15 protein-coding genes are annotated in these 21,232 nt (G+C 69.2%); 13 read left to right on the forward strand and 2 right to left on the reverse strand.

Annotation, left to right across the window (positions count from 1 at the left end):
• Window positions 1–85: 85 nt before the first annotated feature.
• The 6 genes from VB080_RS07225 (at window position 86) to VB080_RS07250 (ending at window position 9,281) form a co-directional block, all read left to right on the forward strand.
• A complete protein-coding gene (locus VB080_RS07225; protein ID WP_323417762.1) occupies window positions 86–1,411 on the forward strand; it encodes a hemolysin family protein in 1,326 nt (441 codons plus the stop codon).
• Between the two features lie 40 nt (window positions 1,412–1,451).
• Window positions 1,452–2,675 (forward strand): aminoglycoside phosphotransferase family protein, encoded by a 1,224-nt coding sequence (locus VB080_RS07230; RefSeq protein WP_323417763.1) that lies wholly within the window; start codon window positions 1,452–1,454, stop codon window positions 2,673–2,675.
• A gap of 140 nt (window positions 2,676–2,815) precedes the next feature.
• Window positions 2,816–4,795 carry a methylmalonyl-CoA mutase family protein gene (locus VB080_RS07235; protein ID WP_416339612.1) on the forward strand — a complete coding sequence of 660 codons (1,980 nt, stop codon included), beginning with the start codon at window positions 2,816–2,818 and terminating at the stop codon, window positions 4,793–4,795.
• The gene (gene scpA / locus VB080_RS07240; protein ID WP_323417764.1) at window positions 4,792–6,996 is read left to right on the forward strand and encodes a methylmalonyl-CoA mutase; all 2,205 of its coding nucleotides are present in this window, start codon (window positions 4,792–4,794) and stop codon (window positions 6,994–6,996) included. Before VB080_RS07235 ends, scpA begins: the two co-directional genes overlap by 4 nt.
• A 227-nt stretch (window positions 6,997–7,223) precedes the next feature.
• Window positions 7,224–8,234 (forward strand): methylmalonyl Co-A mutase-associated GTPase MeaB, encoded by a 1,011-nt coding sequence (meaB, locus tag VB080_RS07245; protein WP_323417832.1) that lies wholly within the window; start codon window positions 7,224–7,226, stop codon window positions 8,232–8,234.
• Between the two features lie 207 nt (window positions 8,235–8,441).
• Window positions 8,442–9,281 carry a type IV toxin-antitoxin system AbiEi family antitoxin domain-containing protein gene (locus tag VB080_RS07250; RefSeq protein ID WP_323417765.1) on the forward strand — a complete coding sequence of 280 codons (840 nt, stop codon included), beginning with the start codon at window positions 8,442–8,444 and terminating at the stop codon, window positions 9,279–9,281.
• 127 nt (window positions 9,282–9,408) lie between these two features.
• On the opposite strand, the gene VB080_RS07255 is transcribed toward VB080_RS07250, so the two are convergent.
• Together VB080_RS07255 and VB080_RS07260 are read right to left on the reverse strand one after the other, a co-directional pair.
• Window positions 9,409–10,290: a YjjW family glycine radical enzyme activase gene (locus tag VB080_RS07255; RefSeq protein WP_416339613.1), complete on the reverse strand. Its 882-nt coding sequence runs from the start codon at window positions 10,288–10,290 to the stop codon at window positions 9,409–9,411.
• 11 nt (window positions 10,291–10,301) lie between these two features.
• On the reverse strand, window positions 10,302–11,876 hold the full coding sequence (locus VB080_RS07260) for a YjjI family glycine radical enzyme (RefSeq protein ID WP_323417766.1): 1,575 nt from the start codon (window positions 11,874–11,876) through the stop codon (window positions 10,302–10,304).
• 172 nt (window positions 11,877–12,048) lie between these two features.
• On the opposite strand from VB080_RS07260, the gene VB080_RS07265 reads away from it, so the two are divergent.
• The 7 genes from VB080_RS07265 (at window position 12,049) to tkt (ending at window position 21,210) form a co-directional block, all read left to right on the forward strand.
• A complete protein-coding gene (locus tag VB080_RS07265; protein WP_323417767.1) occupies window positions 12,049–13,125 on the forward strand; it encodes a BMP family ABC transporter substrate-binding protein in 1,077 nt (358 codons plus the stop codon).
• Window positions 13,126–13,354: 229 nt separating this feature from the next.
• Complete coding sequence (locus VB080_RS07270; RefSeq protein WP_323417768.1) at window positions 13,355–14,950, forward strand: ABC transporter ATP-binding protein; 1,596 nt, start codon at window positions 13,355–13,357, stop codon at window positions 14,948–14,950.
• Entirely contained in the window at window positions 14,947–16,065 is a 1,119-nt protein-coding gene (locus VB080_RS07275; protein ID WP_323417769.1) for an ABC transporter permease, read from the forward strand. The genes VB080_RS07270 and VB080_RS07275 overlap by 4 nt, the downstream gene beginning before the upstream one ends.
• The gene (locus VB080_RS07280; RefSeq protein WP_323417770.1) at window positions 16,062–17,339 is read left to right on the forward strand and encodes an ABC transporter permease; all 1,278 of its coding nucleotides are present in this window, start codon (window positions 16,062–16,064) and stop codon (window positions 17,337–17,339) included. Before VB080_RS07275 ends, VB080_RS07280 begins: the two co-directional genes overlap by 4 nt.
• On the forward strand, window positions 17,336–17,737 hold the full coding sequence (locus tag VB080_RS07285; protein WP_323417771.1) for a cytidine deaminase: 402 nt from the start codon (window positions 17,336–17,338) through the stop codon (window positions 17,735–17,737). The genes VB080_RS07280 and VB080_RS07285 overlap by 4 nt, the downstream gene beginning before the upstream one ends.
• Before the next feature lie 3 nt (window positions 17,738–17,740).
• Window positions 17,741–18,988, forward strand: coding sequence for an adenosine deaminase (locus VB080_RS07290; protein ID WP_323417772.1), 1,248 nt, complete (start codon window positions 17,741–17,743; stop codon window positions 18,986–18,988).
• 146 nt (window positions 18,989–19,134) lie between these two features.
• Window positions 19,135–21,210, forward strand: a complete 2,076-nt coding sequence (tkt, locus tag VB080_RS07295; protein ID WP_323417773.1) for a transketolase — start codon at window positions 19,135–19,137, stop codon at window positions 21,208–21,210.
• The last annotated feature ends 22 nt before the right edge of the window (window positions 21,211–21,232 follow it).

The following is a 21,232-nucleotide window of genomic DNA, read 5'->3' on the forward strand; positions in this document are numbered from 1 at the left end:
CCCCGCTCGACGGCCAGGGATAGGGAGACACGCTCTAGCCGAATAGAATGCTTCAGTCCCGCACCGCCGAGGCCAGAGGAGTCGGATGGACACCATCGTCAGCAACATCCTGCTGATCTTCTTGTTCATCCTGATCGGTGGTGTCTTCGCGGCGGCCGAGATGGCACTGGTGTCGCTGCGGGAGAGTCAGGTCAAACAGCTGGCCGCGCACGGTAAACGTGGGCGCACGGTCGCCCAGCTCAGCGCCGATCCGAACCTCTTCCTGTCAGCGGTTCAGATCGGCGTTACGCTGTCCGGCTTTCTCTCGGCGTCCTTCGGCGGCGCCGTGCTCGAGGAACCCTTCGCCGCGGTGCTGGTCGGCTGGGGGCTCCCGGCGGCGGTCGCCAGCCCGCTCGCCCTGGTGCTGATCACGGTCGCGATCTCGTACTTCTCGATCGTGATCGGCGAGCTCACCGCCAAGCGGCTGGCCATGCAGCGGGCGGAGTCCTTCGCCATGACCCTCGGCCCCCTGGTCAATGCGCTGGCCAAGGGAGCCAAGCCGGTGATCTGGTTCCTCGGGGTGTCCACCAACGCCCTGGTGCGGCTGCTGGGCGGTGATCCCGAAGCCGGGCGCGAGGAGGTCACCGACGAGGAGTTGCGGACCATGGTCGGTTCGTCCACCACGCTGGGCGACGAGGAGCGGCAGATCGTGGACGAGGTCTTCGGAGCCGGTGAGACCAGCCTGCGGGAGGCGATGATCCCGCGCACCGAGGTGGACTTCCTGGCCGGTGACATGCCGGCTGACAGGGCGCTGCATGAGATCGAGGGTGGCTCGCACAGCCGCTACCCGGTGGTGGGGGAGAACTCCGACGACGTCCTAGGCTTCGTCCACCTCCGCGACCTGGTGGGGCTGGACGTGGCAGCCCGGCAGGCACCGATCCGCAACCTCGTCCGTCCGGTAGTGAGCCTGCCGCAGAGCATGCGCATCCTGCGCGCTCTCACCGAGATGCGGCAGTCGAAGGCCCACCTGGCGATCGTCCGGGACGAGTACGGCGGCACCGCCGGCATCGTCACCATCGAGGACCTGGTCGAAGAACTGATCGGCGAGATCACCGACGAGTTCGACGCCGAGGCGGCGCCGAGCCAGCAGAACGCCGACTCCTCGGTCGGCCTGGACGGGCTGATGACCCTGGGCGATTTTGCCGACGAGTTCGGCTACGAGCTTCCCGAGGGGCCCTACGACACGGTGGCCGGCTACGTCATGGCACAGCTCGGCAGCCTGCCGCAGCTGGACGACAGCTGCGAGCTGGTGCTGCGGCCAGCCGACGAGAACCCGGGCCCGGCGATGCGCTTCGAGCTGCGGGTCACCGAACTCGACGGACGCCGCGCGGCCCGGCTGCTGCTCACCCGGCTGGGGCCGGTCGAGGGCTAGCGTCCCGGGCTCCGGGCCGTTCGAGCACTACGCTGCTGGCGTGCCTTCCGCCCAGCCGGATCCCGACGGTTCGACGCTGCTGACCTCACCCGAGGTGGGGTCGCTGCTGGCCGCCGCCGTCGACCATGCCGGGGGCACGCTGGTGACCTGGGCGCTCGACCACGTGGACGCCAACCCTCCGCACTCGACCACCGCCACCTACTCGGCGGTCGTGACCTGGCCCTACGGCCAGCGGGACGAACTGCTGGGGGTAAGCGCGCGAGCCTCCGGGCCGGTCGCCAGTGACGCCGCGGCGGAGATCTTCGCCGACGGTGAGCGGGAGGTGGCGGTCTGGCTCTACCCGCAGGATCCCGACCTGCCCGGCCTGGCCAGGGCGGCCTACGCGGAGTCCATGGCCGAGGTCTGCAACGCCCACCAGGTGTTCTCCCGGCCGGTGGCCCCGTCCGATCTCAGCCTGCACATGGTGGGCTACCGTCCCCGGCGGCGGGCCGTGGTGCGGGTGAGTTCGGCCACTGGGGAGGTGGTCTACGTCAAGGTGCTGCGGGCCCGGCTGTTCGATGACGTGGTGCGCCGTCACCAGCTGCTGGTCGACGCCGGCCTGCCGGTGGCACCGATTGCCGCCACCACCGACGACCACCTGCTCATCCTGCGCGAGTTGCCGGGGACGCCGTTGGCGCGGGCCGTCTTCGAACCGGCCGACCCGTGCACCGCAGCGGACCTGATCGCCCTGCTCGACTCACTCCCGGCCAGCGTGGCCAGGCTGGAGCGACGGCCGCCCTGGAGCGAGGCCGTCGCGCACTACGCCACGGTGGTGGCCCGCGGCATGCCCGCGCTGCAACCGCGACTGGACCGGCTGGTCGCGGTGATCCAGGACGGCCTGGCGTCCGTCGGCCCGGGCAACGAGCCCACCCACGGCGACTTCCACGAGGGCCAACTGCACGTCGCGGGCGGACGGATCTGCGGCCTGCTCGACATCGACACCCTCGGTCCCGGTCACCGGGTGGATGACCTGGCCTGCCTGGTGGCCCATCTGTCCACCATTCAGCGGATGAACCCGGCCCAGCAGGACAGGGTGCACCAGCTGATTCGCAGCTGGGTGCCGGTCTTCGACACCCGGGTCGATCCCACCCAGCTCAGGCTGCGTTCGGCGGCGGTGATCATTTCGCTGGCGACCGGCCCGTTCCGTGGTCAGGAGCCGGACTGGGAACGCGAGACCTCGGTGATGATCGGCTCCGCGGAGGCCCTGGTCCGCCAGGTCAGCTGAGCCCGTCCCCGGCCTGACTTCGGCGGCGGCCGCCGCGAGCTGGTGTGAGGCGTCCACATCGCGAGAGCGAACGTCTCACGGCGAATTGAGAATGGCCTGACCAATCACTCCGGCCAGGTGCGGGGAATAGGCTGAAGCCCATGACCGATACCCCTCTGCTTCTTGCCGGGGACTTCGCCACTCCCACCCGCGAACAGTGGGAGGCCGAAGTGCTCAAGGTTCTCAACCGGCGCCGCCCCGAGGGCAAGGAACTCACCATCGACCAGGCGATGAAGCGGCTGCGGACGACGACCGTCGACGGCCTCACCATCGAACCGCTCTACACCAAGGAAAGCCGAGTGGAGAGCCGAGCTGGCTCGGGCTCTTCCGAGGCCGACGCGGGTGCCGACGAGCACAGCGAGGAGCACACCAAGGAAAGCCGAGCTGGCTCGGGCTCCTCCGAGGCCGACGAGCGCAGCGAGGACGTCTTGCTGGGCCACCCCGGGGTCATGCCGTTCACCCGCGGCACCATGGTGAAGACCAGCCCACAGGTCACCTGGGACATCCGGCAGCTGCACGAGGATCCGGACGTCGCCTTCACCAAGCGTGAGATCCTGGCCGATCTGGAGCGCGGCGCGAGTTCGGTCTGGCTGCGGATCGGCAGCGATGCCATCGCCGCCGACGAGCTGGCCACCGTCCTGGACGGCGTGATGCCCGACCTGGCACCGATCTCGGTGACCAGCCGGGACGACCAGGTGGCCGCCGCTCGGGCGCTGATCGGCTACTGGAAGGCCAAGGGAGCCCAGTTCGCCCGCGGCAACCTGGGACTCGATGCCCTCGGCCTCGCCGCCCGGACCGGGCAGACCCCCGACCTGGGGGCGCACGCCGAATGGGTCAGGGCCACCCTCGCCGAACTGCCCGCGGTACGTGCCCTGTCGGTCGACGTCCTGCCCTACGACGACGCCGGCGCCAGCGACGTTGACCAGCTCGCCTTCGCGATCGCCACCGGTGTGGCCTACCTGCGTGATCTGGAGGCCGCCGGGATCGCCCCTGCCCAGGCCGCCGGCCAGATCGCTTTCCGGGTGAGTGCCAACGCTGACGAGTTCATGACCATCGCCCGGCTGCGCGCGCTGCGCCGGCTGTGGTCCAGGGTCTGCGAGGTCAGCGGGGTGCCGGCGAACGCCCGGGGCGCTGTGCAGCACGCCGTCACCAGTTGGCGGATGGTCACCCGGGATGACCCGTGGGTCAACCTGCTGCGCGGCACCATCGCCACCTTCGCCGCTGCCGTCGGTGGCGCCGAGATCATCACCTGCCTGCCGTTCGACACCGCCCAGGGCCTGCCGGACGAGTTCAGCCGCCGGATGGCCCGCAACACCCAGGTGCTGGCGGCCGAGGAGTCCAATATCGGCAAGGTCTCCGACCCGGCCGGTGGCTCCTGGTACGTCGAGTCGCTGACCGACCAGCTGGCGGTCAGGGCCTGGGAGACCTTCCAGCAGATCGAGGCCGCCGGTGGCATGACCGCTGCCCTGACCTCGGGCCTGGTGGCGGAGCGGATCGAGGCCTCCGCGAGCGAACGGGCACGGCGGCTGGCCGATCGCAGCCAGCCGTTGACCGGCGTCTCAATGTTCCCCAACCCGGCCGAGGAGCCGCTCACGGTGCGTCCCCGGCCGGCGGCGCCGGAGCGCGCCGGCCTGGCACCGCACCGCGACAGCGAAACCTTCGAGGCGTTGCGCGACCGCGCCGCCGCCGCCGATCCGAAGCCGGCCGCCTTCCAGGCCTGCCTGGGTGCGCGGCGCGACTTCGGTGCGCGGGAGACCTTCGTCGGTGCCCTGTTGGGCGTTGGCGGGATCGAGCACCCGTCCAGTGAGGGCGGGACGCCGGAAGAGATCGTCGCCCAGGTGAAGGCGGCCGGCTCGCAGTTCGTGATCCTGTGCTCCTCGGCCAGGGTCTACGCCGAGCAGGCCGTTCCGGTCGCCCGGGCACTGAAACAGGCCGGCGTGCCAACCGTCTACATCGCCGGCAATCGCAAGGAAGCCGCGTCCGACGAGGTCAACGACTGGATCGACGGTGAAGTCTTCACGGGTATGGATGTGGTCGCCTTCTGTTCTGAGGCGATGGACCGGATGGGAGTCGCGCAGTGACACATGCGAAGGGGAGCATCCCCAGCTTTGACGGCATCGGCCTGGGCACCTCGGCGCCGCCGGCGGACTCGGCAGCGCAGTTCGACGCCCTGTTGCACGCCTCCCCGATGTACTCCGAGGGCTGGCAGACCCCCGAGCACATCCTGGTCCCGCCGATGTACGACGAGCGGGCCTACCAGGGGCTGGACTTCCTGGGCACCTACCCGGGCATCCCGCCCTTCCTGCGCGGGCCGTACGCCACCATGTACGTCAACCAGCCGTGGACGATCCGGCAGTACGCCGGCTTCTCCACCGCCGAGGAGTCGAACGCCTTCTACCGGCGCAACCTCGCCGCCGGCCAGAAGGGCCTGTCGATCGCCTTCGACCTGGCCACCCACCGCGGCTACGATTCCGACCACCCGCGGGTGACCGGCGACGTCGGCATGGCAGGCGTGGCCGTCGACTCGATCCTGGACATGCGGCAACTGTTCGCCGGTATCCCGCTGGACCAGATGTCGGTGTCGATGACGATGAACGGTGCGGTGCTTCCCGTCCTGGCGCTCTACGTGGTGGCGGCCGAGGAGCAGGGGGTGAAGCTGGAGCAGCTCGCGGGCACGATCCAGAACGACATCCTCAAGGAGTTCATGGTTCGTAACACCTACATCTACCCGCCGGCCCCGTCCATGCGGATCATCGCCGACATCTTCGCGTTCACGTCGGCGAACATGCCGAAGTTCAACTCGATCTCGATCTCCGGCTACCACATGCAGGAGGCCGGCGCGACCGCCGACATCGAGATGGCCTACACCCTGGCCGACGGCGTGGAGTACATCCGGGCTGGCGAGAGCGTGGGGCTGAAGGTCGACCAGTTCGCGCCGCGGCTGTCGTTCTTCTGGGCGGTGGGCATGAACTTCTTCATGGAGGTCGCCAAGTTCCGCGCCGCCCGGCTGCTGTGGGCGCGGCTGGTTCGCCAGTTCGGGCCGAAGAACCCCAAGTCGATGTCGCTGCGCACCCACTCGCAGACCTCCGGCTGGTCGCTGACCGCGCAGGACGTCTACAACAACGTGATGCGCACCTGTCTGGAGGCGATGGCCGCAACCCAGGGCCACACCCAGTCGCTGCACACCAACGCGCTGGACGAGGCGATCGCGCTGCCGACCGACTTCTCGGCCCGGATCGCTCGCAACACCCAGCTGTTCATCCAGCAGGAGTCCGGCACCTGCCGCACCGTCGACCCGTGGGCCGGCAGTGCGTTCGTCGAGCGGCTCACCTACGATCTGGCCGGCAAGGCCTGGGACCTGATCCAGGAGGTCGAGGCGGCCGGCGGCATGGCCAAGGCGATCGAGGCCGGCATCCCGAAGATGCGGATCGAGGAGGCAGCGGCCCGTACCCAGGCCCGGATCGACTCCGGACGCCAACCGCTGATCGGGGTAAACAAGTACACCGTTGAGAACGATGTCCTCCCCGAGGTGCTGAAGATCGACAACGCCAAGGTGCGTGAGGAGCAGATCGCCAAGCTGCACCAGCTGCGCGCCGAGCGCGACCAGGCGGCCACCGATCAGGCGCTGGAGCGGCTCTCCTGGGCGGCTGCCAACCCCGACCCGACCGATCCGGACCGCAACCTGCTCAAGCTGAGCATCGACGCCGCCCGGGCGAAGGCGTCGGTGGGCGAGATCTCCGACGCGCTGGAGAAGCACTTCGGGCGGTTCACCGCGAACATCCGTACCATCTCCGGTGTGTACAACGCCGAGTTCGGTCAGGCCAAGGGGGTCGCGGAGGCCCGCAAGCTGGTCGACGACTTCGAAAAGGCCGAGGGCCGCCGTCCCCGCATCCTGGTCGCCAAGATGGGCCAGGACGGGCACGACCGCGGCCAGAAGGTGATCTCCACCGCCTTCGCCGACCTCGGCTTCACCGTCGACGTCGGTCCGCTGTTCCAGACCCCGGAGGAGAGCGCCCGGCAGGCGGTCGAGTCCGATGTGGACGTGGTGGGCGTCTCCTCCCTGGCCGCCGGCCACCTCACCCTGGTGCCGGCGCTGCGGGCGGAACTGGACAAGCTCGGCCGTCCCGACATGATGATCGTGGTCGGTGGGGTGATCCCGCCGCAGGACTTCGACGAGCTCTACGCCAAGGGCGCCGACGCGATCTACCCGCCTGGCACGATCATCCCGGATTGCGCGATCGAGTTGCTGACCAAGCTCCGTGAGCGCCTCGACGCGGCGTGACAGACGACGAACTCGCCCGGGACGCCCTGGCTGACCACCCGGGCGTGCACGACGCGAGCCATGCCGAGTTGCCCGACTGGGCTGCCCCCACCAGGCCAGGGGAGCGGACGTCGGTCACGCCCGATGGCGCGGCGGATCCGCTCTACCTGCGTTCCGACCCCACCCCGGGCCGGCAGTACGGGGACGCCGCCGCGCCCGGCGCCGATCCGACCCGCCGTCGCCGGCCGCTGGCCGATCCGAAGGAGCTCGCCGAGTTGGTGCTGGCCGGCTCCCGGCAGGGCATCGCGCGGGCGATCACGCTGGTCGAATCCAGCAAGCCAGCCCACCACGCGGTCGCTGCCGACCTGTTGCGGATCCTGCGTCCGTACACCGGCAGGGCGGTGCGGGTGGGCATCTCGGGAGTTCCGGGTGCCGGCAAGTCGACCTTCATCGACGCTCTGGGCCGCAGGCTGATCGCCGACGGGCACAAGGTGGCGGTGCTGGCGGTCGACCCGACCTCGGCCCGCACCGGCGGCTCGATCCTCGGCGACCGGACCCGGATGGGCGAGCTTGCTCAGTCCGAGAGCGCGTTCATCCGTCCCTCACCGGCCGGCAGCCACCTCGGCGGGGTGGCCCGCACCACACGGGAGTCGATGTTCGTGCTCGAGGCCGCCGGCTTCGACGTCGTCCTGGTCGAGACGGTGGGCGTGGGGCAGTCCGAGGTGGCCGTCGCCGGCATGGTCGATACCTTCCTGCTGCTCACCCTGGCACGGGCGGGCGACCAGTTGCAGGGGATCAAGCGCGGCATCCTCGAGATGGCGGACGTGATCACGGTGAACAAGGCTGACGGCGATCACGAGGGCGAGGCCCGGGTGGCTGCCCGCGAGCTGGTGATCGCGATGAAGCTGATCTCGTCCGACCCCAAGGCGCCCCGGCCGCCAGTGCTCACCTGCAGTGCGCTGACCGGCCGCGGACTGGACGAGGTGTGGCAGGCCGTCCTCGACCACCGGGCGTCGCTGGAGAGCGCCGGCGAGCTGGAGGCCCGGCGGGCCCGTCAACAGCGGGAGTGGCTGTGGGCGCTGGTTCGCGGCGAACTGGAGGACGCGTTGCGTACCTCCCCGGCAGTAGGCGCGCTGCGCGCTCCGCTGGAGGACGAGGTCGGCAGTGGCGAGCTCTCCGCGCTGGAGGCGTCCGAGCAGATCCTGGCCGCCTTCTACACCGAGCTGGCCCGCCGCGGTACCCACGGCCAGGCCGGCTGACTGCCGCTGGACCACGACCAGGTCGACGCCGCCCGCGTCCCCCGTCTGCAGAAACCGGGTGATCCGGACCACTCGCGTGGATAATCCACGCGTCTGGTCTCAACCACCCGGAATCTGCGAGGAACCGGTTGTCCACAGGGCCGGAGTTGTCCACAAGCCCGGAAGTCTGTGCGGAACGATTCCCGCAGCGATGCCAATACTGACGGCGTGCTGACTCCTGATCATGGCGTAACCCGGTTCTCCGACCTGCTTCGCGCGGGTGTGACGAAAACCCAGGTTGACCAACTCGTCGACACGGGCCGGCTGGTCCGGGTCAGGAGGGGCTGGTACGCGGTACCGGCGGCGGACGCTGCCGTCGTCCGCGCGGTGCGCTTGGGCGGAACCCTCAGTTGCGTGTCGGCATTGCAGTACTACGGAGTCTGGGTGCCGCCGGACCCCAGACTCCACATCCGGATGTCCGAGCATCACCAGGCCCGAGCTGTGCTTCCCGGCGGGGTGCACATCTGCCCGCTACCCATCCGGTCGGCTCCTGGCGTGGCGGTGGACAGCTTGTCGACCGCACTGCTGGCGGCCGTCCGCTGTCTCGATGACGAGGGACTGGTGGTGGTCATGGATTCGATCCTCAACCAGCGCTTGATGGGCAGGGGCGACCTCGTCCGGCTGCTGACGGATGCTCCGCACCGTGTCCAGCGGCTACTCCGGGAAGTCGACCCGAACGCACAGTCGGGGACTGAGTCCATGGTCAGGTTCCGGCTTCGCCGGCTCGGAGTGAAGGTGCAGACCCAGGTCTTCATCGAGGGCGTGGGACGGGTGGACATGCTGGTGGGGGAGCGTTTGGTCATCGAAGCCGACAGTCGGCAGCACCACACAGGTGTGGAGAACTACGCCAACGATCGTCGCCGAGGCATCGTGCTGCTTGGCGGTGAGACCTATGCGGCGCGGCTCACCTACGAGCAGGTGGTGTTCGGCTGGGACGAGGTGCAGAGCCAGATCCTCAGGTTCGTCCGCCGCCGGGCTCACCGCGCACCTCGGCGGCGGGCGGCGTAGTCCGCCACAGAATCCGGGTGATCCAGGCGCCAGGAGTGGACTATCCACGCGAGTGGTCCGGATTGCCCGGTTTCTGCGGGGAGGGGGAGAGAAGAGAGGCCAGCCAGGTGCGGGTGGGCCGAGGCGGCTACACCACCACCAGGTCGAAATCTCCTTCGGCGCGGAGCACATCGGCGTAGTGAGCGCGCTGGTCGGGGGTCGGCTCGCGCAGCGGGATCGGGGACGGGCGCACGCCGTGGTGGCGGTAGCCGATGACCTTGACCCGCATCCGTGGGTCGAGGCCGGCCAGCCAGCTGCCAGTACGGGAGAGCAGGTCGTCGGAGTCGTTCAGCCCGGCCATCAGCAGCAGCCGCACCTCGTAGAGCTGCCGGCGTTCGGCCAGCGTCTGGATGCTTGCCAGCACCTTGGTGTTGTCCTGGGCGGTGAGCCGGCGATGCAGGTCGTTGTCCAGGCATTTCAGGTCGATCATGGCGGCGTCCATCACCGGGCACAGCACGTCCCAGACCGGACCGTTGACGTCGCCGTTGGAGTCGACGAAGCAGGTCAGGTGGGCCAGCCGGGGGTCGGCGCGTACCGCAGTGAACAACTCGTGCAGGAAGATCGCCTGCCGGGTTGCCTCACCGCCCGAGACGGTGAGGCCGGACAGGAACGGCGCGGCCGGGCGCAGCCGCTCCAGCACCTGGTCGACCGCCAGCCGGCGGGCCTTGGGGGTGGAGTCGTGGGGGCAGCTGGCGATACAGGCCTCCGCGCCCGTGCAGACCGCGGCGTCCCAGGTGACACGGCCCTGCCCGTCCAGCCCGAGGGCACCGGACGGGCAGGCCGCGATGCACTCCCCGCAGTCGTTGCAGGGGTTGATGGTGTACGGGTTGTGGCAGGCCAGGCAGTCCAGATTGCAGCCCTGCAGGAACAGCACGAACCGGTTCCCCGGGCCGTCCACGGCGGAGAACTCGATCCAGTCGGTGACCAGGCCCTGTGAGGCCCGGCTCAGGACGGCTGCCTGGTCGACCACGGGCGAGTGGATCAGTGTGTGCCGGCGGCGGCCGGCACGCCCACCGGGGTCAGTTCGACGGCGGTGATCCGCTTCACCGCCCGGGTGGTGACGGTGTGGTTCTGCTCGGCGGTGGCCGCCAGGTAGTCGCTGGAGTGCCGGGCACCGTGCTCCTCGATGCCGACCAGGTCCGACTTGCGCACCAGGTAGCCGGTGATCCGGATGAACTCGTTGGAGTCGAGGTTGAAGGTGTAGTCGCGCATCCCGACGTCGAAGGCGCCGCGGATGATGTCAACCATCGCCTGTGGGTTGCCGACGGCGGTGTCGTCGACGTGGAAGACATCGGAGATGCCCGCATCGAAGAACACGTGGTGCGGGGCGCAGGTGGTGATGTGCTCGCGCATCCCGGGCTCGTCGCCGACCGGGATCCGGGTCCCGGCGGTGACCTCCAGATCGAGGTCGATGCCACTCTGCGCGTGCAGGTAGGCGTGGCCGCCGCCACCGCCGCAGTAGGGCAGCGGACGTGCCGCCACCAGGTCGGCGACCCGGCGGGTGATCGCGTAGGAGAGCTGGTTGGCATCCTCGCTGTGGCCGTAGCGCTCGCCCGGGCGGCCGTCCTGCGCCATCAGCAGGTTGACGCACTCGGCCATCCCGTACACCCCGAACATCAGCGAGAACCGGTCGAGTTCGACCAGCCCTTCGGTGGCCAGGAAGTGGGTGTCGAAGAACCGCTGCTGCTCGACCAGGGAGCGAATCCGGGCCTCGCCGAGCTCACAGGTCAGTTCCACCCAGTGGGGGAGCTCCTCGGCCAGGAAGCTGTCCGGGGAGCCGGCATGCCGCAGTGCGGCCTCCTTCAGGTTCAGTCGCACCAGCGAATGCGCGCCACCGCCGACCTTGAGGGAGTTGTAGCAGCTCACCACCGCGTAGCGCTCGCCGTGATCGGCCACCATCATCGGGTGGTTGACGAAGTGCGGCTTGCCGGTCTCGAAGACGGTGCGGACGGCGTCGGCGACCAGGTCGTCCGGAGTGAGGTCGGGATCGACCTTGAGGGTGAGGTTCGGCACCACCTGGCGCAGCGAGCGCTCCACCCGCAGGATTGAGCGGACCACCCGTCCGTCGGTCGGCCCGAGGTCGGCGTGGACGAAGGCGTCGGGCAGTAGCCGGTCGAGCTGGATCCAGAACCGGCGCAGCTTGCGGTCGAGTTCGTCATCGCCCAGGGCAGCCGGGACGTAGGGTTCCAGCAGGGAGTCGAGGTCGCCGAGATAGACCGGGTAGGTGGTGACCGAGGGGACGTGTCCGTACAGGATCGTGAGGAAACTCAGCGCGTCGTCCAGATCGGTTGGCGGTTCGAGTTCGAGGTAGCGCACGCCTTCGCGCAGCGCCTTGGCGTAGTCCGGCAGCACGTAGCGGGGCGTGAACGGGCGGTTGCCCTCGTACATGTCGCAGATCACCCGCTCATCGAGAGCCTGCCGGCAGGCATCGGACAGCGCCGGGTAGGGCAGCTGGTTGTCCGCCAGGGTGGCCAGATGGCGGACCCGCTGGCCGTAGCCGATGGCGGGGTTCGTGACGACGTTCTCGACATCCTGCTGGAACTGCGCGGCGCTCATACGACACATTGTAGTAAAGGGCTGGCCGGCGGTGCTCATTGCGGTTGGGTAACGGTTGTCCCTGCCTGCCGCTGCGGAGTTAGCAGCCGGGCGCGCACATGGATAGAGTCGCGCTTGACGGGGCGACACCCCGGCATCAAGTTCCACAGAGGAGACACTTGTGCGACAGGTGATGAAGTACGCAATCGTGACGGCGACCGCCGCCACCCTGATGCTTGCCGGGTGCGCAAGCAACCCGGCGCCCTCGGGCTCACCCACGCAGTCCACGGCACCGTCGACGTCCGAAAGCCCCACCACCGAGGCTCCGGAGACGGCGATCAAGGTCGGCATGGCCTACGACATCGGTGGGCGCGGCGACCAGTCCTTCAACGACTCCGCGGCCGCCGGGCTCGACAAGGCCAAGAACGAGTTCGGTGTGGAGAGCACCGAGTCCGCGGCGACCAGCGGTGAGGCCGAGTCGGCTCGCGAGGAGCGGCTCAACCAGTTGATCGACGCCGGCTACGACACGATCGTGGCGGTTGGCTTCGCCTACGCCAGTTCGGTTGGCAAGGTTGCCAAGGAGAATCCGGACGTCAAGTTCGCGATCGTCGACGACGCTTCCGAGGCCTCCACCGGCGACAACATCATGAACATCGTCTTCGCCGAGGAGCAGGGCTCCTTCCTGGTGGGTGCCGCTGCGGCGCTGAAGTCGCAGACCGGCCACATCGGCTACGTCGGTGGCGTCGAGACCGACCTGATCCGCAAGTTCGAGGCCGGCTACATCGCCGGTGCGAAGGCAGTCAATCCCGACATCAAGATCGACACCGCCTACCTCACCCAGCCGCCGGACTTCACCGGCTTCGGTGATCCGGCCAAGGGCAAGGCTGCTGCCGACGGCATGTTCCAGAAGGGCGCCGACATCGTCTACCACGCCGCCGGTGGTTCCGGCGCGGGCGTGTTCACCGCTGCCAAGGCGGCCGGCAAGTGGGCGATCGGCGTCGACTCCGACCAGGCCCTGACCGCCGCCGAGGACGTCCAGGACGTGATCCTCACCTCGATGATCAAGCGCGTGGACGTGGGCGTCTACAGCTTCATCAAGTCGGTCCACGACGGCAGCTTCAAGGCTGGCCCGACCGTCTTCGACCTGAAGGCCGACGGTGTGGGCTACTCCACCACGGGCGACCACATCACCGACATCGTCCCGAAGCTGGACGAGTACAAGCAGCAGATCATCGACGGCACCATCACGGTTCCCGACAAGGTCTCCTGACCCAACCTGCCGGCGGAGCCCGCGACGGCTGGTTCCGCCGGCCAGGACGTGACCACCTCCCGGTGGCGGCGTCCGTCGACAGCGTGGTCGAACCGGCCACACCGGGTGTCACGAATCCCCCGGGAACGGTCACGAACCGTCCCGGGGGATTCGTTTCCCCCCGAAAACGCAAACCACTAAAGTGAAGGCGCCCTGGCCAACGGGGGTGGGGCACGGGATGAGGAGCGCCATGACGACAGTCGTCGAAGACCCCACCCAGACGCTGGCCGTGGAGTTGCAGGGAATCACCAAACGCTTCCCCGGCGTGGTGGCCAACCGTGACATCTCGCTGTCAGTGCGGCGCGGCACGATCCACGCCATCGTGGGCGAGAACGGGGCCGGCAAGTCGACCCTGATGAAGATCCTCTACGGCGTGCAACAGCCCGACGAGGGAGTCATCTCGGTGGACGGCAGCCCGGTGGTGCTGAAAAGCCCACAGGACGCCATCAACGCCGGTATCGGCATGGTCTTCCAGCACTTCATGCTGGCCGACAACCTCACCGTCCTGGAGAACGTGGTGCTGGGTGCGGAGAAGCTGCACGGCATCGGCGACGAGGCCCGCGAGGCCATTGCCCGGATCGGGCAGGACTACGGGATGAACGTCGACCCCGACCTGCTGGTCGCCGACCTGGGGGTCGGTGACCGCCAGCGGATCGAGATCCTCAAGGTGCTCTACCGGGGCGCGAAGACGCTCATCCTGGACGAACCCACGGCCGTCCTGGTTCCGCAGGAGGTGAACGAGCTCTTCGACCACCTGCGCGAGCTGAAGGGCGAGGGCCTGACTGTCATCTTCATCTCTCACAAGCTGGACGAGGTGCTCTCGGTCGCCGACGACATCACGGTGATTCGCCGGGGCACCACCGTCGCCGCGGTCGACCCGAAACAGGTCACTGCCCGCAAGCTGGCCGAGTTGATGGTGGGCTCCGAGCTTCCTTCGGCGCAGACCGAGGAGTCGACGGTTACCGACACGGTGCTGCTGGAGTTCCGCAACGTCACCCTGGCTGCCGCCGGCGGGCGGCGGATCCTCGACGACATCAACCTCACCATCCACGCCGGCGAGGTGGTCGGCATCGCCGGCGTCGAGGGCAACGGTCAGGCCGAGCTCGTCGAAGTGGCGATCGGGATGCGGGAACCGACCTCGGGCACCATCCTGCTGGACGGCCAGGACATCACGAACTGGGAGGTGCGCCGGATCCGCGAGGCGGGTGTGGGCTACATCCCCGAGGACCGGCACCGCCACGGGCTGCTGCTGGAGTCGCCGCTGTGGGAGAACGTGATGCTCGGCCACCAGACTCAGCCGCCGAACACTGCCGGCCCGCTGATCAACGCCCGGGGCGCAAAGGCCGCCACCGAGCGGATCATCGACGAGTTCGACGTGCGCACCCCGTCCGTCCATGTCACCTCCGGCTCACTGTCGGGCGGCAACCAGCAGAAGCTGATCGTGGGACGCGAGCTCAGCCAGCACCCGCAGGTGCTGCTGGCCGCCCACCCGACCCGCGGCGTCGACGTCGGGGCGCAGGCGGCGATCTGGGATCTGATCAAGGCCGCCCGGCGGGACGGGCTGGGAGTGCTGCTGGTCTCGGCTGACCTGGAGGAACTGGTCGGGCTGTCGGACACCATCCACGTCATTCTGCGCGGCCGACTGACCGCCAGCTTCGACCCCGATATCGTCACGCGTGAGGAACTCGGCGCCGCCATGACCGGCGCCGGGGAGCAGGACGGGGCCGGGGCGTCCGGGCCCGAGTCCGGTCAGGAGTCCGGTCAGGACGAGGAGGAACAGCGGTGAGGCGCTTCGACCTGCGGCGGATCGGCCTGGGGGTGGCCGCGCCGCTGCTGGCCATCGTGGTGGCCCTGCTGCTCACCACCCTCATCCTGCTGGCCGCCGGCGACCCGGTCGTCGCGGTCTGGCAGGTGCTCTTCAAGGCCCCGCTGCCACGCCAGATGGTGGCGATCGTCAACGAGGCCACCGTGCTCTACCTGTCCGCCGTCGCGGTGGCGATCGGGTTCAAGATGAACCTGTTCAACATCGGCGTCGACGGCCAGTACCGGGTGGCCTCCTTCGCTGCCGCCGTGTTCGCCGGTCAGCACTTCCTGCCGGGCTGGCTGAACATCATCGTGTCGCTGCTGGTGGCCATGGCCACCGGTGCACTCTGGGCGCTGATCGCCGGTCTGCTGAAGGTGACCCGCGGGGTGTCGGAGGTGATCGCGACGATCATGCTCAACTACACCGCCACCTACCTGGTCGCCTACCTGCTCAAAGGTGCCGCGGTGAAGGTGGAGGGCAGCAATGCCACCAGCACCGCGGTGCTCGCCGAGGACTCCCGGGTGCCCGGAATCAGCCTGGAATGGCTGCTCGGCACCCCCCGGCAGGTGTACGGCCTGATCGTGCTGGCCATCCTGGTCGGCGTTGCCTACTGGTTCGTGATGAACAAGACCCGCTTCGGCTTCGACCTGCGGGCGACCGGCGCGTCGGAGAGCGCAGCGGTGGCCAGCGGCGTCCGGGTGAAGAAGATGGTGATCGTGTCGATGGTGATGTCCGGGGCTGCCGCCGGCCTGGTCGGGATGCCCCTGCTGTTCGGGCAGGACTACGCCTACGGCGACACCGTCCAGTCGGGGCTGGGCTTCGCCGGCATCGCCGTCGCCCTGCTGGGACGCAACAACGCCCTCGGGATGGGCGTTGCGGCGCTGCTGTGGGGTTACCTGAACCAGCTCAGCAACGGCTTGCAGATCGGTGCCGGGGTCTCCGACCGGCTGGTGCTGATCATCCAGGGCGTGATCGTGCTGAGCGTCGTGATCGCCTACGAGCTGGTCCGCCGCGCCGGACTGAGGCTCGAGCAGCGCCGGGTGGCCACTGAACTGGCGGCTCAGGCAAGCCCCCAGGCCGAGGAGGTGGCAGCATGAGCGCCGAGGTCACCGTCTCCCGCGAAGCCCAACTGGCCAGCCGCGAGAACCGCCACCACAAGCGTCCGGCCTGGTTCTGGCCAGTGGTGGTGGTTGGCTCGCTGCTGGTGGTCGCCACCGTCCGGGTTCTGACCGGAGCCAACGACATCAACTCCTCCGGCGCCCTCGCCGCCGCCCTGGCGCTGGCCATGCCGCTGGCTCTGGCCGGCCTCGGCGGCCTGTGGTCGGAGCGGGCCGGTGTGGTCAACATCGGGCTTGAGGGCATGATGATCCTGGGCACCTGGGGAGCCGCCTTCTTCACCTACTACTACGGCCCCTGGGTGGGCATCCTGGGCGCAGCGGCGATGGGCATGGTGGGTGGCGCGATCCACGCCGTCGCCACGGTGGTGTTCGGCGTCGATCACATCGTCTCCGGTGTCGCGATGAACCTGCTCGGGGCGGGAGCCGGCGCCTATCTGGCGGCTCGTACCTTCAGCGGTCTGCCGAACGGCGGCCCGACCCAGTCCCCGCCGCTGGCACAGCTACCCTTCCTGAGCGTTCCCGGTGTGGGCGATCCACTGCTCGCCCTGGAACAGTCGCACACCTGGCTGGTGGCAGATCTGGCGGGCATCCTGCGCGCACTGACCACCAACGTCAACGTGTTGACCCTGATCGCCGTGGCCCTGCTGGTGATCACCTGGTGGGTGCTGTGGCGCACCCCGTTCGGGCTGCGGGTCCGGGCCTGTGGCGAGGCGCCGCAGGCGGCCGAGACTCTCGGCGTCAATGTGCTGCGGCTCAAGTTCCTCTCGGTGCTGGTCTCGGGCGGGCTGGCCGGGCTGGCCGGCGGCTTCCTGGTACTGGTGGCGTCCAATATCTACCGTGACGGCCAGACCGGCGGTCGCGGCTACATCGGCCTGGCGGCGATGATCTTCGGCAACTGGCGGCCGGGCGGACTGGCTGCCGGCGCGCTGCTGTTCGGCTACACCGACGCCATCCAGCTGCGTGGTGGCGGCGACGTGATTCGTGCCTACCTGCTCCCGATCGGTCTGCTGCTGGTCGTGTGGGGTATCTGGCAACTGGTCCGCTGGCGTCAGGGCAAGGGGATCGCCGGACTCGTCCAGGTGATCGTGGGCGCGCTCGCTCTGACCTGGTTCGCCGTCATCGACGCGGTGCCGTCGGAGTTCACCGGTATGACGCCGTACCTGGCAACCCTGTTGGTGCTGGCCTTCGCCTCGCAACGATTGCGCATGCCCGCCGCGGATGGGAACGTCTACCGCAAAGGTGAGGCTTCGTGAAGCCCGACTGGGAGGGTTTACGGCAGGCAGCCCTGGAGGTGTCGAGGCAGGCCTACGTCCCCTACTCGCACTACCCGGTCGGTGCCGCCGGGCTGGCCGACGACGGCCGGGTGGTGGTCGGCTGCAATGTCGAGAACGCCGGCTACGGCGTGGCCCTGTGTGCCGAGTGCGGCATGGTCAGCCAGCTGGTCGCCACCGGTGGCGGGCGGCTGCTGGCGGTGGTCTGTGTCAACGCGCTGGGGGAGCCGATCCTGCCCTGTGGCAGGTGCCGGCAGTTGCTGTGGGAGCATGGCGGCGAGCGGCTGCACGTCCAGACCCCGGGCGGCCCGCTCGGCATGACCGACCTGCTGCCGCTGGCCTTCGGACCCGACGACATCACCCACGTCACAGGAGGCTGACCGGTGCTCGATCCCGACCTGCTGCGCCGGGTGCCCAAGGTGGCCCTGCACGACCACCTCGACGGTGGCCTGCGGGCGGCGACCGTCATCGACCTCGCGCGTGAGATCGGTCACGAGCTGCCGACCGACGACCCGGAGGCGCTGGCCGACTGGTTCTTCGAGGCCGCCGACTCCGGCTCGCTGGTGCGCTATCTGGAGACCTTCGACCAGACCATCGCCGTGATGCAGACCTACGACCAGCTGCGCCGGGTGGCGCGGGAGTTCGTCGAGGATCAGGCAGCCGACGGGGTGGTCTACGCCGAGGCACGCTGGGCACCCGAGCAGCACCTGCGTGGCGGACTGACCATGGCCCGGGCGGTCGAAGCTGTCCGCGACGGGCTCAGGGAAGGCATGGCCGGCTGCGCGGCGCGCGGGCAGACGATCATCGCCCAGCAGTTGGTGACCGCCATGCGTCATGTCGAGCCCAGTTCCGAGGTTGCCGAACTCGCCGTCGCCTACCGCGACGACAGTGTCGCCGGATTCGACATCGCCGGTGCCGAGGACGGCTTCCCGCCCAGCCGGTTCAGCGCCTCCTTCGAGTACCTGCGCCGCAACAACATGGAGTACACGATTCACGCCGGTGAGGCCTTTGGGCTGCCGTCGATCTGGGAGGCACTGCAGCTCTGTGGGGCGTCCCGGCTCGGGCACGGCGTCCGGATCGTCGAGGACATCACCCGCGGGCCGGACGGCTATCAGCTGGGACGGTTGGCGCGCTACGTCCGTGACCGCCGGATCCCGCTGGAGCTGTGCCCGTCCTCGAACCTGCAGACCGACGCCGCCCGAGTGCCGAACTGGGACAGTTCGGTTGAGGGCAAGGAAGGTCTTTCCGAGCGCAGCGAGGGGCAGACCGACGCCGCCCGAGTACCGAACTGGGATAGTTCGGTTGAGGGTAAGGAAGGTCTTTTTGAGCGCAGCGAGGAGCAAACGGGCATTGCGACAACGATCGCCGAACACCCGTTCGGGCTGCTGGCCGAACTGGGCTTCCGGGTGACCGTGAACTGCGACAACCGGCTGATGAGCCGCACCACGCTGAGCCGGGAGTTCGCCCTGCTCAGCGAGGCCTTCGGCTACGACCTGGCGGCCGTCCGCCGGTTCACGATCAATGCCGCCAAGAGCGCCTTCCACCCCTACGACAAGCGGCTGGCGCTGATCAACGAGGTGATCCTCCCGGGGTTCGCTGCCGCCGGGGTGCCGGTCACGCCGGGCTGGTAGCGGCCGGCGGTCGTTGCGGCGGCGTGCCGGGTCGCGACCGTCGTCCTCGGCTGGCTCAGCAGTGGCCGTCGGGCCGCGGACGGTGGCCCGTCCGGTATAGGCTGACAGGCGTAGTTGGCATGGGTTGAAACGATGAAAGGCCAAGGATGACCAGCCCCCTCAGATGGACCGAGACCGACCGCCGCGCCGTGGACACCGCGCGCGTTCTTGCCGCTGACGCGGTCGAGAAGGTGGGCAACGGTCACCCCGGCACGGCGATCTCGCTGGCACCGGTGGCGTACCTGCTGTACCAGAAGGTGATGCAGGGCGATCCGGCCGATCCGACCTGGGCCGGACGCGACCGCTTCGTGATGTCGGCGGGCCACTCCTCGCTCACCCAGTACACCCAGCTCTTCCTGGCCGGCTACGGGCTGGAGGTCGACGACCTGGCTGCCCTGCGCACCGAGGGCTCGCTGACCCCCGGGCACCCCGAGTACGGCCACACCGCCGGCGTGGAGTGCACCACCGGTCCGCTGGGCGCCGGCGTGGCGATGGCGGTCGGCTTCGCCATGGCCGCCCGCCGCGAGCGCGCCATCCTCGACCCCACCGCCGAGCCCGGCAGTTCGGTGTTCGACCACGTCGTGTACTGCATCGCCGGGGACGGCTGCATGCAGGAGGGCGTCTCCGGCGAGGCGTCCTCGCTGGCCGGGGCGCAGAAGCTCGGCAACCTGGTGCTGATCTACGACGACAACCGGATCTCGATCGAGGGCGAGACCCAGATCGCGTTCACCGAGGACGTCGCCGCCCGCTACGCCGCCTACGGCTGGCACGTCCAGCATGTCGACTGGACCGGCGGTGGCACCACCTACTCCGAGAACGTCCAGGCGCTCTACGACGCGATCGAGGCCGCGAAGGCGGTCACCGACAAGCCGTCCTTCATCAAGCTGACCACGGTGATCGGCTGGCCGTTGCCGACCAAGGCCGGCCACCACTCCGTCCACGGCGCCAAGCTGGGGGCTGAGGAGATCGCCGGGCTGAAGCGGGAACTCGGGTTCGATCCCGAGCAGAGCTTTGCTGTCGAGCCGGAGGTGCTGGCCAGCACCCGGGCCAACGCCGCCGCCCGCGCCAGCGAGGCCAAGGCGGCCTGGGGTGCCCGGTTCGAGGCCTGGCAGGCGGCCAATCCCGAGCAGGCGGCGCTCTACCAGCGGCTGGTGTCCCGGGAGCTCCCGGCGGGCTTCGAGGCAGCACTGCCGGTCTACGGGGCGGGCAAGAAGTCGACCCGGGCGGCCTCCGGCGAGGTGCTCACCGCGCTGGCCGACACCCTGCCGGAACTGTGGGGAGGCTCGGCCGACCTGGCCGGTTCGAACAACACCACGATGAAGGGCCAGCCGTCCTTCCTGCCGCCGGAGCAGTCCAGCCACGACTTCGTCGGCGACTACAACGGCCGCACCCTGCACTTCGGCATCCGTGAGCACGCGATGGGCAATATCGTCAACGCGATCACGATCTCCGGGCTGACCCGCGCCTACGGTGGCACCTTCCTGGTGTTCTCCGACTACATGCGCGGGGCGGTGCGGCTGGCGGCGCTGCAGAAGGCGCCCAGCGTGTTCGTCTGGTCGCATGACTCGGTCGGCGTCGGCGAGGACGGGCCCACCCACCAGCCGATCGAACACGTCGCCGCGCTGCGCGCCATCCCCGGGCTGGATGTCGTCCGTCCGGCGGACGCCAACGAGACCGCGTGGGCGTGGGCAGAGGCGCTGAAGCACACCGACCGTCCGACCGGGCTGATCCTCACCCGTCAGGACGTGCCGAACATCGAGCCCGCCGACGGTGCCCGCGAGGGCTTCGCCAAGGGCGGCTACGTGCTGGCGGAGGCCTCCACCGGCGCCCCGCAGGTGGTGCTGCTGGCTACTGGCTCCGAGGTCTCGGTGGCGCTGGCCGCCCGCGACCTGCTCCAGGCCGAGGGCGTCGCCACCCGGGTGGTCTCGCTGCCCTGCCTGGAGTGGTTCGCCGCCCAGCCGGCCGACTATCGCGAGCAGGTCATCCCGGGGTCTGCGGCCAAGGTCTCGGTCGAGGCCGGGATCGCGATGGGCTGGCGGGAGTACGTCGGCCAGACCGGCGAGATCGTCTCGGTCGACCACTTCGGCGAGTCCGCCGCCGGCCCGCTGCTGCTGGCCAAGTACGGCTTCACCGCCGAGAACGTGGCTGCCAAGGCGCGGACCGCACTGGCCAACCAGAGCTGAGACGATCACCGCTCGTCCATCG

It is taken from the genome of Propionicimonas sp. (assembly GCF_034927565.1).
Classification (GTDB): Bacteria; Actinomycetota; Actinomycetes; order Propionibacteriales; family Propionibacteriaceae; genus Propionicimonas.